The organism is Undibacterium sp. Di24W, from assembly GCF_049340325.1.
Taxonomy (GTDB): domain Bacteria; phylum Pseudomonadota; class Gammaproteobacteria; order Burkholderiales; family Burkholderiaceae_D; genus Undibacterium.
Map to the genome: position 1 here is coordinate 1 of NZ_JBMPOP010000042.1, position 255 is coordinate 255.

A 255-nucleotide genomic window follows, 5' to 3' on the forward strand; every position below is an offset into this window, starting at 1 on the left:
CATTTTGGGTTGGTAAATTAGATGCAGGCGCAACTTACGCGCAAATCGCTCAACAAATGTTTGATGTTGATCCAGCACGTGCTTACTATCCAAAATCATCCACGAACAAAGAATTGGTAGAAAAATTTTACTCCAACGTATTGGGTCGTGCTGCTGATGCGGACGGTGTGACTTTCTGGACTGGCAAATTTGATGCAGCGGGTAAAGTGACTGTGGGTGACGTATTCTCACAAATCATCACAGCGGTAAAAGGCT

At 44.3% G+C, this 255-nt stretch carries 1 protein-coding gene; it reads left to right on the forward strand.

Annotation, left to right across the window (positions count from 1 at the left end; translation table 11 throughout):
• The coding region (locus tag ACO0KZ_RS20550; protein ID WP_422998663.1) for a DUF4214 domain-containing protein at nucleotides 1-255 on the forward strand (255 nt) is incomplete at both ends.